Origin of the sequence: Pseudomonas sp. PAMC 26793, from assembly GCF_000313235.1 — a bacterium.
GTDB lineage: Bacteria > Pseudomonadota > Gammaproteobacteria > Pseudomonadales > Pseudomonadaceae > Aquipseudomonas > Aquipseudomonas yamanorum.
The window spans coordinates 69,460-83,029 of sequence record NZ_AMXG01000044.1; the positions used below are offsets into that span (position 1 = coordinate 69,460).

Annotated in this window: 11 protein-coding genes; 1 reads left to right on the plus strand and 10 read right to left on the minus strand. The window is 62.8% G+C overall.

Features of this window, described 5'->3' with window-relative positions:
* Positions 1–10 precede the first annotated feature (10 nt).
* The 10 genes from D109_RS0123645 to D109_RS0123690 form a co-directional block, all read right to left on the minus strand.
* Entirely contained in the window at positions 11–502 is a 492-nt protein-coding gene (locus tag D109_RS0123645; RefSeq protein ID WP_017479060.1) for a RidA family protein, read from the minus strand.
* Between the two features lie 24 nt (positions 503–526).
* Positions 527–2,101 carry an FAD-dependent oxidoreductase gene (locus tag D109_RS0123650; protein ID WP_017479061.1) on the minus strand — a complete coding sequence of 525 codons (1,575 nt, stop codon included), beginning with the start codon at positions 2,099–2,101 and terminating at the stop codon, positions 527–529.
* Between the two features lie 26 nt (positions 2,102–2,127).
* Complete coding sequence (locus D109_RS0123655) at positions 2,128–4,248, minus strand: TonB-dependent receptor (protein WP_017479062.1); 2,121 nt, start codon at positions 4,246–4,248, stop codon at positions 2,128–2,130.
* A gap of 309 nt (positions 4,249–4,557) precedes the next feature.
* The gene (locus D109_RS0123660) at positions 4,558–5,517 is read right to left on the minus strand and encodes a D-isomer specific 2-hydroxyacid dehydrogenase family protein (RefSeq protein ID WP_017479063.1); all 960 of its coding nucleotides are present in this window, start codon (positions 5,515–5,517) and stop codon (positions 4,558–4,560) included.
* A complete protein-coding gene (locus D109_RS0123665) occupies positions 5,514–6,698 on the minus strand; it encodes an acyl-CoA dehydrogenase family protein (protein WP_017479064.1) in 1,185 nt (394 codons plus the stop codon). The genes D109_RS0123660 and D109_RS0123665 overlap by 4 nt, the downstream gene beginning before the upstream one ends.
* Positions 6,699–6,775: 77 nt before the next feature.
* The gene (locus tag D109_RS0123670; RefSeq protein ID WP_017479065.1) at positions 6,776–7,780 is read right to left on the minus strand and encodes an ABC transporter substrate-binding protein; all 1,005 of its coding nucleotides are present in this window, start codon (positions 7,778–7,780) and stop codon (positions 6,776–6,778) included.
* Between the two features lie 13 nt (positions 7,781–7,793).
* A complete protein-coding gene (locus D109_RS0123675; RefSeq protein ID WP_017479066.1) occupies positions 7,794–9,137 on the minus strand; it encodes an LLM class flavin-dependent oxidoreductase in 1,344 nt (447 codons plus the stop codon).
* 13 nt (positions 9,138–9,150) lie between these two features.
* A complete protein-coding gene (locus D109_RS0123680; RefSeq protein ID WP_017479067.1) occupies positions 9,151–10,107 on the minus strand; it encodes an ABC transporter substrate-binding protein in 957 nt (318 codons plus the stop codon).
* 15 nt (positions 10,108–10,122) lie between these two features.
* Positions 10,123–11,790, minus strand: coding sequence for a rhodanese-like domain-containing protein (locus tag D109_RS0123685; protein ID WP_017479068.1), 1,668 nt, complete (start codon positions 11,788–11,790; stop codon positions 10,123–10,125).
* Positions 11,787–12,410: a cysteine dioxygenase gene (locus tag D109_RS0123690; RefSeq protein ID WP_008434600.1), complete on the minus strand. Its 624-nt coding sequence runs from the start codon at positions 12,408–12,410 to the stop codon at positions 11,787–11,789. The genes D109_RS0123685 and D109_RS0123690 overlap by 4 nt, the downstream gene beginning before the upstream one ends.
* 220 nt (positions 12,411–12,630) lie before the next feature.
* Between D109_RS0123690 and D109_RS0123695 the strand changes: the two genes are divergently transcribed.
* Positions 12,631–13,536 carry a LysR family transcriptional regulator gene (locus tag D109_RS0123695; RefSeq protein ID WP_008434597.1) on the plus strand — a complete coding sequence of 302 codons (906 nt, stop codon included), beginning with the start codon at positions 12,631–12,633 and terminating at the stop codon, positions 13,534–13,536.
* The last annotated feature ends 34 nt before the right edge of the window (positions 13,537–13,570 follow it).

Genomic DNA, 13,570 nt, shown 5'->3' on the forward strand with positions numbered 1-13,570 from the left:
GATGTCCCTGTCAGCGTTTGCGCGCGGCAACCGCTTCGATTTCTACCAGCCCACCGGGCAATGGCAGGGCGACGACTTGCACCGCGGTGCGGGCCGGTTTTTTCGGCTGCTCGGCACTGCCGAAGAACGGCGTGTAGCCTTGCTGCAAACCGGCAAAGTCGAGCTTGCCCCCCTTGGCGGGATCGCCCACCAGGAACACCCGCAACTGCACCACATCCCCCAGATCCAGGCCCTGGCTTTGCAGCACGCCCTTGAGTTTATTGAGGATCGACGTGGTCTGGATGGCCGTGTCGCCATAGGCGGCAAACGAGTCTTTCGGTGCCTTGGGGTCATGCAGGTCGGCCAGCAAGCCGCTGACAAACAGCAGTTCGGTCTGCGGTGGTACCGACACCGCCAGTGAGATCGGGAAGTTCGAGTTGGGCAGCGGCACGCGCTTGATCTCATCGGCGTGGGCGGCGAGGGTGGTGGCGGTCATCAGCAGTCCTGCAAAAAGAGTTTTCATCGGTCATTCCTTGAGTGAGCAATTTCAGGCGGCGACGCCCGGTTGCTGGCGTTCGGCATGCTGGCCGATCAGCGAGACGATGCGCCGCGCCGAATCGGCGGCGCTGTTCTGCCAGATGCCGACACCGCCGTGGGCGAGGGCGTCGCTGGCCAGGTACGTGCGGCCCTGGGGCTCGTTGAGCAGGCGGTAGGCGCTTTCGCCGACCTCGTCGTTAACGATCCACGGGCCTTTGCTGTAGCTGACTTTCGACCAGTTGATCGCCACCGGCTTCTGCAGTTTGGCGCTGTGGCCGGGATGCAACAGTTCCACCGCCTGGCGTGAAGAGGCGAACTGTTCGGGCAGGGATTTCTGGCTGAAGGCCTGGGCCGATTCGCTGGTGTTGTAGGCCGCCACCAGAATTCCCTGGGCGCTGTTGAGGCGGTCGCTGGGGTACCACAAGCCTTTGACTTCATGGTCGAGGTACGACAGGCCGCCATAGATGTTGAAGTCGGTCTCCCAGAAGCGCGGCGCCTGCCAGGCCACCTTGTTGGCCTGGTCGCTTTGCGCGGTCTGGATCGCCTGCTTGAACGGCGCGGTGAAATTGCTCGGCAGTTTCGCCAGCAGTGGCAAGGGCACGGTGACAATGGCGTAGTCGGCGCTCAGGACCTGGGTCTTGCCGCTGATACGGTCGCGGTAGCTGATGCGGCTGCCTTGTTCGGACGTCTGGATATCACTGACTTCAGCGTTGAAGCGCACCGCATCCTTGAGGTGTTCGTAGAAGGCATAGGGAATGCGGTCCATGCCGCCCACCGGCTGGAACATGGTGGAGGAAAACTCCGGGATTTCATCGAACACCAGCGCGCCCCACAGCTTGGGATTGAGCAGGGTTTGCAGCTCCAGTGGCGCGCGGGTCACGCCAGTCTGGTCGCCTGCACCGGGCACGCGGGTGTAGCCGGAGCGTACCGAACCCTTGTATTGCAGGTCGCCGTTGAGGTCGCCGTACACTTTGAGGAAACTCAGTAGCGCCTTGCGGTCATCCACGCTCAGGTCCTGGTCGAGGGCCTTGCGGCTGACGGTGCGCGCCAGCAGTTCCGAGAGCTGGCCACGGGTGTCATTGACCGCCTGGCGCAACTGGAACGCCGGCTGTTGCGTATCCGGCCGGGCCAGGGCGTTGCGGCTGCTGTTGACCAGTACTTGCAACTCCACGCCCAGCTCGCGGCAGTAGCCGAGAATCGTCTGGTGGTGGCTGGGAATACGCGCGGGGCCGGCGTTGAAAAACTGCCCGTCATCAAAGTCCACGGTCTGGCTGACGCCGTCGTCGAAGTCGACCTTGGTGCCTCGGCGCAGGGTCCAGTTGCGTCCACCCACCCGGTCGCGGGCTTCCAGGATCGTCACGTTGAACCCGGCCTTGCGCAGCTCGTAGGCGCTGACCAGCCCAGAGATCCCGGCGCCGACCACCACCACGTTCTTGCCTTTGCCGGTGCTGCCCAATTGCAGCGGGGTAAAGCTCGATGCCACCGCCTGAGGCGTCAGCCCCAGCGCGCCCAATGCGCTGACAGCGGCGGAATAACCGCCCACGGCGGCAATACGGGAAATCAGTTCCCTGCGGGTAAAAGCCATGATTCGCTCCTTGAGATAGCGGTTTGTCAGAGGTCGTAGCGCACGGTCAGCAACAGGGTTCGCGGGTCGTTGACCGAGTAGTAGCGGGCGCCGCTGGAAGGCACGTAGCCCACCGACTGCGGACAGGCGCGGTCCAGCAGGTTTTTCACCGCGAGGGTGGTGGTCCAGTGGCCGTCGCCGCTGATGTAGCGGGTGTTGGCGTTCCAGAAGGTCTGCTGCGGAATTTCCTGGATGTCGTCATTCAGCGCGTTGGCATAGGACTGGGTCTGGAACTGCGCATCGGTGCCTGCCAGCCAGGTGCCGGGCAGCCCGGCGGGGATGGTGTAGTTGAGGCCCAGGCTGGCGTTCCAGCGTGGCGAGAACACCAACTGCTTGCCATTGGCATCCACCCCCGCGCCGCTGGCGTTCTGGAAGTCGTCGTACTTGCTTTGCAGGTAGCCGAGGTTGGCGGTCAGTTGCAGGTCGCGGCTCAGGGCGGTGAGGGTTTCCAGCTCCACGCCGTAGGTGTGGGCGCGGCCGACGTTGGTGCGCAGGCTCACCCCCAGCGCCGGGTCATAGGCGTTGGTTTGCAGGTCTTTGTAGTCGTTGTAGAACACCGCGACGTTGGCCCGCAGGCGTTGGTCGAAGAAGTCGCCTTTGACCCCGGTTTCCCAGGTGGTCACATCCTCCGGGGAGAACGCCTGTTCGGCGGCGGCCTGGGTCGGTGCGCGGTTGTCGTAGCCGCCGGCCTTGAAGCCTTTGGCGACGTAGGCGTACTGGTTCAAGTGAGGGGTCCAGGCGTATTCGACGCCGATTTTCGGGCTGGTGGACTGCCAGGATTTGCTCGATTCGGCGGTGAAGTTGGTGCCGGTGATCTGCCGGTCGGTGTTGATCGCGTAGTTGGTGAAGTCGAAATTCTTGTGCTCGCGGGTAAAGCGCAGGCCGGCGATCAGCGACAGTTGCGGCGTCAGCTTGTAGGTGCCCTGGCCGTACAGCGCGTAGCTTTCGGTGTTGGTGGTGCTGTATTGGCCCTGGCCGATCACCCGGTTGCGGGCGACGGAATAGGTGAGGTTGTCGCGGTCGGCGTCGAACTTCTCGCGGTACAGGTACACGCCGGTGCTGAAGCTGAAATCGTCGTAGTCACCGTTGAGCTGGAATTCCTGGGTCGCATAGTTCTGCTTGTACAGAATCAAGTTGTTCTGGATCAGCGCGGCTTGCCCTGAATTGTCGTAATCCACTGGTTGGTGGAATGCCGAATAGGCGGTCACCGATTTGAAGTTCAGGTTGTCATTGATCGCGTAGATCGCCCGCAGCACCGAGCTGCCCTGGTCCAGGCGGTTTTTCGGGTCGAGGCTGCTGTAGCTCTTGAACTTGTCGAAATGCCCGTTGGCGTCGAAGGGCGTATAGCTGGTGGTGTCGCCCCGGTCGAAGGTACCGGCCAGGGTCAATTGCACATCCCAGGGCGAATCCACCGGCTTGTAGCGCAGCTTGCCGCGATAGGACTGGATGTCGACGTTGTTCACGTCCTTGCCCCGGGTGGGATCGGACACGGTGCCGTCGCGGCTCAGGCGGATAGCCGAGAAACTGCCGAACAGCGCGTTGTCCACCAGCGGGCCGCTGATCAGCAGGCGTGCGTTCTGGGCGTCGTAGTTGCCGGCGCCCAGCTCTACAAAACCGCGGGTTTCCTGGGTCGGGTCGCGGGTGATCACCCGGATCGCACCGGCGCTGCTGTTGCGCCCGTACAGCGTGCCCTGGGGGCCACGCAGCACCTCGACGCGCTCCACATCGTTGAAGTCGAGCATCGAGGAAATCGCACGGGGGATGTACAGGTCATCAGCGTAAACGGCGACGGCGGCTTCCTGAATCGGGTCGGTTTCACCGATGCCGCGGATGCCGTAGGTCTGGGCGCTGTAGGAGATCGACTGGCGGCTGAGTGTCAGGTTCGGTACCTGGCCCGCGAGGTCGCGCACGCTGTTGATCTGCTTGTCTTCCAGGGCCTTTTCATCGAACGCGGAAATCGCCAGCGGGGTTTTTTGCAGGTCTTCGCTGCGGTGTTCGGCGGTGACGTTGACCACCGGCAGGGCGGTGTCGTCGGCATGGGCGGCGAGGCCGAACAGGGCGAGGGAAATGGCCAGTGTCAGGCGATTGGGTACGGCGGTAGGACTCATGATGGACCCCTGGGGTGGTTGACGGTTTAGGCAAAGTCGGGCCTCCACCTGGTCAGGGGTCGGTATTGGATGTAACAGTATTTGTATAAATGCCGGGCGTAAAAGTCCGATTAGTTATAAGTTAATTATAAAAAATGGGTATGTAGTGGTTTGCTTGTAATGCGTAAGACTGATGATATTTTTCAGCTGATGAAAAACAAATGTGGGAGCGGGCTTGCTCGCGAATACGGTGGATCAGTCAACATTGATAGTGACTGACACCCCGCATTCGCGAGCAAGCCCGCTCCCACATTTTGATCTCTATTCGGCTTAGTAACCGCGTTGGGTGTTGGCTAGGTTCTCCAGCGGCAGATCACTCAGATACCTTTCCAGATTGCCCAGAAAACTGTCCGCAATATCATGCCGGCTATTGGTCGAAATCGCCGACGTATGGGGCGATACTCTGACCCTCGGATGGCCATACAGCGCATGCCCATCCGGTAACGGTTCCGGCTCGGTCACATCCAGCGAGGCCAGTTCGAGGCTGCCGTTGTCCAGTGCTTCCACCAGCGCCTCATGATCCACCAAGCCACCTCGGGCAATATTGATCAGGTGCAAGCCTGGCTTGGCACTCGCCAGCACTTGCCGACCCACGATATGCCGCGTGGCTTCGGTCAGTGGCGCGGCCAGCACCAGGTGGTCGGAGCGAGCAAACAGATCATGGATATCCTGCGCCGCCTCCACACCCTCCACGTCAAACGGCGTGTCACTTTGGCGTAACGCCACGACCTTGATCCCCAGCCCATGAGCTTTTTGCGCCAGGCTACGGCCAATCGCGCCAAACCCGAGAATCCCCAGGGTGGTGCCCTTGAGCGGGCGCAGCGGGGTGAACTGCCACTGGGAATCCTGCACCCAGATGGCCGGCAAGTGCTTGGCCGCCGCGAAGATTGCCGCGAGGGCGAACTCCGCGATGTGCTCGGCGGCGCTGCCCCGCGAGGTGCTCACCGGCGGCCCGTTGAACAGCCACTTGGGGTAGAAATCGATACCCGACGACACCACCTGAATCCACTGCACACCATACGGCCAACCCGGTGGTGGTGTGTCCGGGGCGGTGTAGCCGCGCACGTTGATCGGTCGGGCCAGCAGGATATTGGCCTGGGGCGGCAAGTCGCTGGGCACGCCGGCGGGTACGCCGATGACCTCGGCGCCAGGGTGCGTCAGGGCCAGGCGCTGGCGGATCACTTCATTAAAATCTTCGTCCAGCTGGCTGGCGATAATCACCTGGCTCATGTGCGTTCCTTCTGACGTTGCGCGAAGACGGCTTTGCCGACGCCCTGCAGCACGGCGTCGTTCTGCGGTGTATGCACGCGGCTGCACAGCACGTCGCGGTAATGCCGTTGCAGCGGGCTGTGGCGCGACAGGCCGGGATTGCCGGAAGCTTCGATGGCCAACTCGACGGCGCGTATCGCGTTGCCGGTCACCAGGTATTTGATCTGCGCGGCATTGGCCGCCGGGGTGTGCCCGTCGGCGGCGGCATCCAGCAGGCTGCGGTTGGCAAACAGCAGGGTGTCGATATGCCCGACGGTCTCCTGAAAGCGCGGCAAGGTCGACAGCGCTGCGCCGAGGTTGGAGGGCTTGCGCTGTTCCAGCCAGTCCACCAGCCAGTCGCGCGCGGCCTGGGCCACGGCGTCGTACACCGATGACAGCAGCACCGACATCCACAGGAAACCATCGCCGTCCAGTTCCGCCTGCGGCGCGCTCCAGGGGCTGACGCTGACCGCGTGGTCCAGCGGCACCAGCACGTTATCGAACACCACTTCATGGCTGCAGGTGGCGCGCATGCCCAGGTGGTCCCAGGTCTCGATAATGCTGATGCCGGGGCTGTTCTTGGGCACCAGCCAGGCACCCACCAGCGGGTCTTCATCGCTGCTGCGGGCCCAGACGCTGAACCACGTCAGGCCGTGGCTGCCGGTAGAGTAGATTTTGCGCCCGCTGATGCGCCAACCGGCGGCGGTACGCCGGGCGATGGTCGCTGGCAGCCCGCCACGGGCCGGGGTGCCGAGGTCGGGCTCCACGCGCAGGGCATTGATCAGCGCACCATTGCGCACGGCGTCTTCGGCGACTTGGGTGCGCAGGGCGGGCGGCCAGGTTTTGCTGTCTTGCAGGCGCGTGTGTTGCAGGTACTGCATCACCAGGATCAACGCGGTGGAAGGCTCGCCCTTGGCGATGGCACTGATGGCCTTGCGTGCCTGGGCCAGGTTGGCACCGCCACCGCCGAGGGCCTTGGGCACGGTCAGGGCGACGAGGCCGTGTTCGTGCAGCAGCTTGAAGTTGTCGTGGGGGAAGGTGCCGCTTTCATCATAGAGCGGCGCGGTGGCGGCGAGCTGGCTGCCGAGGCGTTCCAGCAGCGCTTCGAAGTTGGCCACTTCAACGGAGCGCAGAAGCGGCGGTTGTTGAGATGAAAGGCTCATTATCGGTGTACTCGGTCAAAATGTGGGAGCGAGCAAGCCCGCTCCCACATTGGCTATTCGGCGTTTTCGAAGGGTGGTTATATCGGCAGCAACTTGAACTGCCGGTCCCACAACGGGCTGACATCCAGCCGCTCGCTCAACACCCCGGCGCTGAAGAACAGATCCGCCACTTCCTGCTGCGAAGCGATGGCCTGGTCGTTCACCTCGATCACGCTGTAGGGCTGGCTGCGGTTGTTGTACACATCGAGGAACACCGCTTTATCCACCCCCAGCAACTTCGCCGACTTCTCGGCCCAGGGCTCGGGGTTGTTGTTCATCCATTCCAGGGTGCGGGCCTGGCGCTGCAGGTAATCCTGGATCGCCTGTTTGCGCAGCGGGTCTTCCAGGGCTGCGGGGCGGGCGCCGATCAGGTAGTTGCCGGAGAGGTAGCCAAGGGCGGTTTTCAAGACCCGGGCACCGCTGCGGAATTTCGCCAGTTGGATAAACACCCCGTAGATCACCCAGGCGTCCAGCTGGCCGCTCTGGAACGCGCTGAAACCATCCTGCGGCGTCAGCGCCACCGGGGTGATGTCGTTGAAGGTCAGCCCTTGCTCCTTCAAGGCCTTGATCAGAAAGTAGTGGGAGGTGGTGGAGCGTACGTAGCCCACACGCTTGCCTTTGAGCTGAGCGATGGATTCAATTTTCGACTCCTTCGGAATCAGGATCACCTGGTTATTCACGTCGCCTTGCAGCACCGCGATCAACTTCGGCTCGCGGTGGCTCTGGATCGAGAAGATCGGCGGGATCTCACTCATGCCGCCAATGTCCAGGCTGCCCGAGGCCAGCGCTTCGACGATCAGATTGCCGCCGGCAAACTCGGCGTAATCGACCTTGTAGGGTGTGTTGGAGGTGCCGGCGTCGTCGGTGAAGTACGAGTCCTGGCCACGGTAGGTGGCGACGGCCAGGGTCAGGTCCGACAGCTTCGCAGGTGCAGCGAAAGCCCGTGGCACCAGCGAGGCGAGGCCCAGCGCGCCAAAGGCAATCGAACTGGCGCCCAGGAAGCCGCGACGATTGAACTGTCCGTGTTTGATCGTGTTCGTCATGGTCGTGCCCTGGTCAGATGGCGATCTGTGTGGGTTGGGTTTCAAGGGTGGCGCTGTAGCGGTTGGCCGGCACGTCCAGGCCCAGGTTTTCCCGCAGGGTGACGCCGCTGTATTCACGGCGGAACAGACCGCGTTGTTGCAGCACCGGCACTACCAGCTCGGTGAAGTACTGCAGGCCATCGGGCAGCAGTGAATTAATGATGAAACCATCGGCGGCACCCGCTTCGAACCAGGTCTGGATCGCGTCGGCGACCTGCTCCGGGGTGCCGACGAAATCACGCTTGGGCCGGGAGAACCGCAGGGCCACTTCCCGTAGGGTCAGGCGTTCATCGCGGGCCAGTTGCTTGATGCGGTCGGAGCCGCCTTTCTGGCTGTTGGAGCCCAGGTCGCCGAGTTCCGGGAAGGGTTCGTCCAGCGGGTACTGGCTGAAATCGTGGTCGTTGAACGGGCGGCCCAGGGCGACGATTGCGTCCTCGACAGTCACCAGCTCCACGGCTTGCTGATAGCGGCGTTCCACCTCAGCTTCGTCGCGGCCAACAATGGGCCGGATGCCCGGCAGGATCGACAGGTGATCGGCATCGCGACCGAGACTGCGGGCGCGTTTCTTCAAGTCCTGGGCGTAGGCTTTGGCTTCGTCGAAGGTCTCGGCATGGACAAAAATCGCGTCGCTGTTTTCGGCGGCAAAATTGCGCCCGTCCTCGGAAGTACCTGCCTGGAAAATCACCGGCTGGCCCTGGCGTGACCGGGCGATATTCAGCGGGCCCTTGACCGAGAAAAACTCGCCCTTGTGCCCCAATGCATGCAGCTTGCCGGGGGTGAAGAACTCGCCGCTTTGCTTGTTGTAGGCGAAGGCATCGTCTTCCCAGGAATCCCACAGGCCCTTGACCACATTCACGTGTTCCTTGGCGATGCGGTAGCGCACGGCGTGGGGCGGGTGTTCGGCCTTGCCGAAGTTGTCGGCGGTGCCGCTGAGCCACGAGGTCACCACGTTCCAGCCGGCGCGGCCGCCGCTGATGTGGTCCAGGGAGGCGAACTGGCGTGCGACCTGGAACGGTTCGGTGTAGCTCACGGTGACGGTCGCCACCAGACCGATATTCGAGGTCAAGGCGGCGAGGGCCGAAAGGATGGTCAGGGGCTCAAAACGGTTGAGGTAATGGGGGCTGGATTTTTCATGGATATGCAGGCTGTCAGCGATGAACACGAAATCGAACTTCGCGCTTTCGGCCAGTTGCGTTTGATGCTTGTAGAACCCGAAGTTGACGCTGGCGTCGGGTTGCGCCTGCGGGTGGCGCCATTCGCCCCAGCCGTGACCGACGCCGTGCACCATGGCACCGAGTTTCAGTTGGCGTTTGCTCATGTTCTCTCTCCTTTTAGCGGGAAGCCTGGGTAAGTGGGGCACGCTTGGCGTTGAAGCTCTTGTCGAAGCCTTGGGACACGTCGATGTGTTTGGTCAGCAGGCCTTCGTCCTGGTAGATGTCGGCGGTGGTTTGCAGGCCGCTGATCACCGTGTCGTCAATTGCAACGGGCTGCATATGGGTGGCGTTGGCCACGGCCACGTGCACCTCCAGCGGCAAGCCGGTGATTTTGGCCATGGCGGCGGCGAACGCTTGCGGATGATCGTTGCTCCAGCGGTAGGCGCGGTCGACCCGGGCGACGAAGTCGTCCAGCTGCACGCGCTTGTCGGCAATCGCCTTGCTGGTGGCGGCGAGGTACAGGTGGTTGCTCAGCAGGTTGTTGCCGCTGGCGAGGACCCTGGCCTGGCTTTGTGAGGTGACCACGGTGGTGTAGGGATCCCAGGTCGACCAGGCATCGGCGGTGCCGTTATCCAGCACCAGGCGTGACTCGCTGGGCAGCAGGAAGATGAACTGCACGTCGTGGGTGGAAAGGCCGGCGCTACGCAGTGCCTTGATCGCCAGGAAATGCCCGATGGAGCCGCGTGTGGTGACGATGCGCTTGCCCTTGAGGTCGGCTAGATCGTGGATGGGAGAATCCTTGGGCACAATGAGCGCGGTGGTGTTGCGGCCTTCGGCGTGGATGATGCTCACCACTTTCAGGGGCGCGCCGGCACCAAGGGCGAACACGTAGGGCGCGTCCCCCAGGGCGCCGATGTCCACGGCGCCAGCGTTGAGGGCTTCGCCCAACGGCGCGGCGGCGGGGAACTCGGACCACTGGATTTCGTAGGGCACCTCCCGGGTTTCGCCGGCGACTTCCAGCAGCGCCTTGATGGTGGATTTCTGGTTGCCCACCCGCAGGGGTTGCAGGTCGGCGGCCTGGCAGGTCGCGCCCAGGGTGAGGGCGGCCAGTAAAAGGGCAAGGGTCAAGCGCATCGGGCGGGCTCCAGGCTAGGTCTTGAATTCAGTCGCCTCCGCCTGGAGAAGGGGTCGGCCGGTAGTGGGAAGAGGAGCGAGCGGGCTCGCTCCCGATGGTATGCAGATCACGTAAAACCCATGGGTGCCGTCGCGGGCCAATTGGTCCACCAGGCCGAATTCCCAGTCGAGGTAGGCCTGCATGGCTTCCCTTGGGTTGTCGGTGCCTTCGTACGGGCGGCGGTAGCGGTCGATGCGCGGTGAAGCGAGGCGGGTCTCGCCTTCCTCCAGGGGCAGTTGCGCGGCGATCCAGCTGGCGGTGCCGTCCTGCAGCAGGAACACCGGCTTGCCGGTCAGCGCTTCGACTTCGGCTACTGCAAGGCGCGCCAGTTGGCTGCTGCCGCAGGTCAACACGTAGCGTTCGGCAGCAGGCACTTTGCGCAAGGCCTCTGGCAGTTGCCCACGTAACGCCCACCACGCACCGGGGATATGGCGCTTGACGTAGTTGGCGCTGGCGGTGAAATCCAGTACTGCGGTGTCGCCATGGGCCTGCCATTCGACGAGGGTGTGCGGGCTGATCAGTTCGGCCTGTTGCGGTGCCGGGACGGGGGCGACCCAGGCGCCCGGTTCGCTGAAGTGCGCAGGTTGCAGGTCGTCCAGCACATACACTTCCCAACCCAGTTGTGCGAGCCAGGACGCAGACATATTGGCCCGCACGCCGTCGTCATCCACCAGTACCAGCCGGGCGCCGCGTACGCTGGCGACATGGTCGGTTTCCTGCACCAACTGGCCTCCCGGCGTGGAGCGCGAGCCGGGCAGATGGTCGGCGGCGAATTCTTCCGGGGTGCGTACGTCGAACAGGTAAGTGGTGCGTGACGCTTCCTGCTGCCAGCGTTGCAGGTCGGCGAGGGTGGCGCGGCCTACGCGGGCCTTGTCGGCGACTTGGCGGGCGTCCCTGGCGGCGATCTGGCGGTGTTCTTCCGAGGTGGGCGCAAAGCGTCGAGCCTGGCCGTGTTGCAACTTCTGCCCGGCGAGGGTCCAGCCGATGGTGCCGTTGCGCAAGGCAGACACCGGGTTGGCGATGCCCGCATTGATCAATGACTGGGTGCCGATAATGCTGCGGGTACGCCCGGCGCAATTGACGATGATGCGGGTGGCCGGGTCGGGCGCCAGCTCACGGGCGCGCAGCACCAGTTCGGCGCCGGGCACGCTGATGCCGGTGGGAATGCTCATGGTCTGGTATTCATCAAAGCGCCGGGCGTCGAGCACCACCACGTCGGCGTTGCTGTCGAGCAAGGCCTGCACTTCTTCAGCCGCCAGGGACGGCGTGTGGCGCTGACTTTCCACCAGTTCGCCAAAGGCTTTGCTCGGCACGTTGACGTCGATGAACAGCTCGCCACCGGCGTTGCGCCAACCGTCCAGGCCGCCTTCCAGCAGGCTGACCTGGGTATAGCCGAGGGCTTGCAAGCGCTGGGCGGCGATCTGTGCCAGACCTTCACCGTTGTCGTACACCGTCACCTGGGTATCCCGGCGTGGGATGCGTGAATACACTTCCAGTTCCAGCTTCGACAGCGGGATATTCGCGGCGAACAGCGGGTGGGATTCGGCGAAAGGCGCTTCCTCGCGCACATCCACAAGGGCGACTTCTTCACGGTCCAGCAGGGCCTGGCGAATCTGGGCGAAGCTGCGGTTCGATGCAGTCATGGGGCAGGGCTCTCTTTGGACAGGGCGTCTTTGGACAAATCCCAGATGTTCGGGAGAAAGGCGTTGGAATAACCGGAGATAAACAGTTTCTCGCTGCCGTCCGGCTGGTACACGGCGCGGCGCACGGCACCGATATTGGCGCCGTAGACATGAATGCTGATGGACACCTGGTCGCTGAAGGCATTGCTGACCTGATGGATATCACCGATCTTCGGCGACACGGCTTCCACCTGGCCGGGCTCGAGCTGAATGCGTTTGCCGTCGGCGACCAGTGCGCCCTCGGCGTTGCGCTCAAAGCCTTGGGAATACTCGGAACCCCGCAACATGCCGATCAGTCCCCACACGCGATGGTCATGGATCGGCGTGGTCTGCCCCGGCCCCCAGACAAAACTGACGATGCTGAAGCGCTGGCGCGAATCGGCGTGCAGCAGGAACTGCTGATAGCGCTCGGGGTCGGGTTGGGCAAACTCGTCCGGCAACCAGTCATCGTGGCTCACCAGTTGCGCCAGCAGCTTGCCGCCGCGGTGCAGCAGGTCGCCTTCGCGAGGGTTGCCGTCGATCAATTCCGCCAGGGCGCCAATGAATGCTCTGAGTCTCTCCGGGTGTCGGGCCTGGGTCATGACAATTCCATCGTGGGGTGGTTCGTGGTGATGGGTTTATCTAAGCATAATGTTTATGGTTAATATGCTATTTTTTAATGATTAGGTTATAGCGGAAAGTAATTTAGAACCGGTTTGAATAGCGTTAGACGTTATCGATCGAGTGGCAGGCTATCCAGCCACCGTTTATGGAACTATGCTTTTCACACATCTTAATGACTGTTCTCTATGTGCGGCCCAAATGAAAATTGACGATATCGATGCCTTTGTCGAAGTGATTCGTTGCCAGTCCATCAGCCATGCCGCCGAGTCGTTGCAACTGACCCAGCCGGCCATCACCCGTCGCGTGCAGAACTTCGAGCAGGCGCTGGGGGTGGAGTTGTTCGACCGCAACACCAAGCCGCTCAAGCCTACTTTGATCGGTACGCGGGTGTATGAACAGTGCCGTTCGATCCTCCGGGAAATGGACGCCCTGCGCGAACTGGTGGCCACCGACGCACCGCCCACCGGCCTGCTGCGCCTGGGGGTGCCGCAAACCATCGGCGACGTGGTGCTGCTGGATGCCCTCAAGCACCTGCGCAGTGAATTCCCCGAGCTGCGCGCCCAGGTGGCCACCGGCTGGGGCAGCCAACTGGTGGGCAAGATCGAACGCGGCGAACTGGACGCGGCGGCGGCACTGTTTCCGGCGGGCAAGATCTTCCCGGACAACATCGTTGGCGAGTCCATCGGCAAGATGGAACTGGTGGTGGTGTGTGCCAAGGCCCAACTGCCGAAGAAGCCCTGCAAGTTGGCGGACGTGTACCAGAACGGCTGGATCCTCAACCCGGATGGTTGCGGTTTCCGTGCCGGGTTGCAACGCACCCTGTCGGACCAGGGCCTGGCGCTGCGGGTCAACCTGGAGACCTTTGGCACCGAGCTGCAACTGGGCCTGGTGGCTGACGGCCTGGGCCTTGGCCTGGTGCCACGCCCGCTGCTGGAACGCAGTGCCCATCGTGATCAACTGGCGGCCATGCCGCTGAAGGACTTCAAGCCGGTGATGGACCTGTGGCTGATCTACCCGCATTTCCTTGGCAACCTGCAAGGGCCGGTGGATGCGTTTGGCAAGCTGGTGGCGGCGTCGCTGCACAAGGTCCGCAATGCGGCGTGATATGAAAAAAAATAATAATTAGCTTAGATTAAAA

Bases quoted from the DNA above. Each gene is read 5' to 3' on its own strand.
- D109_RS0123685 (WP_017479068.1), bottom strand. From the start codon at position 11,790: ATGACTGCATCGAACCGCAGCTTCGCCCAGATTCGCCAGGCCCTGCTG.
- D109_RS0123660 (WP_017479063.1), bottom strand. From the start codon at position 5,517: ATGAGCCAGGTGATTATCGCCAGCCAGCTGGACGAAGATTTTAATGAA.
- D109_RS0123680 (WP_017479067.1), bottom strand. From the start codon at position 10,107: ATGCGCTTGACCCTTGCCCTTTTACTGGCCGCCCTCACCCTGGGCGCG.
- D109_RS0123645 (WP_017479060.1), bottom strand. From the start codon at position 502: ATGAAAACTCTTTTTGCAGGACTGCTGATGACCGCCACCACCCTCGCC.
- D109_RS0123675 (WP_017479066.1), bottom strand. From the start codon at position 9,137: ATGAGCAAACGCCAACTGAAACTCGGTGCCATGGTGCACGGCGTCGGT.
- D109_RS0123655 (WP_017479062.1), bottom strand. From the start codon at position 4,248: ATGAGTCCTACCGCCGTACCCAATCGCCTGACACTGGCCATTTCCCTC.
- D109_RS0123650 (WP_017479061.1), bottom strand. From the start codon at position 2,101: ATGGCTTTTACCCGCAGGGAACTGATTTCCCGTATTGCCGCCGTGGGC.
- D109_RS0123690 (WP_008434600.1), bottom strand. From the start codon at position 12,410: ATGACCCAGGCCCGACACCCGGAGAGACTCAGAGCATTCATTGGCGCC.
- D109_RS0123695 (WP_008434597.1), top strand. From the start codon at position 12,631: ATGAAAATTGACGATATCGATGCCTTTGTCGAAGTGATTCGTTGCCAG.
- D109_RS0123670 (WP_017479065.1), bottom strand. From the start codon at position 7,780: ATGACGAACACGATCAAACACGGACAGTTCAATCGTCGCGGCTTCCTG.
- D109_RS0123665 (WP_017479064.1), bottom strand. From the start codon at position 6,698: ATGAGCCTTTCATCTCAACAACCGCCGCTTCTGCGCTCCGTTGAAGTG.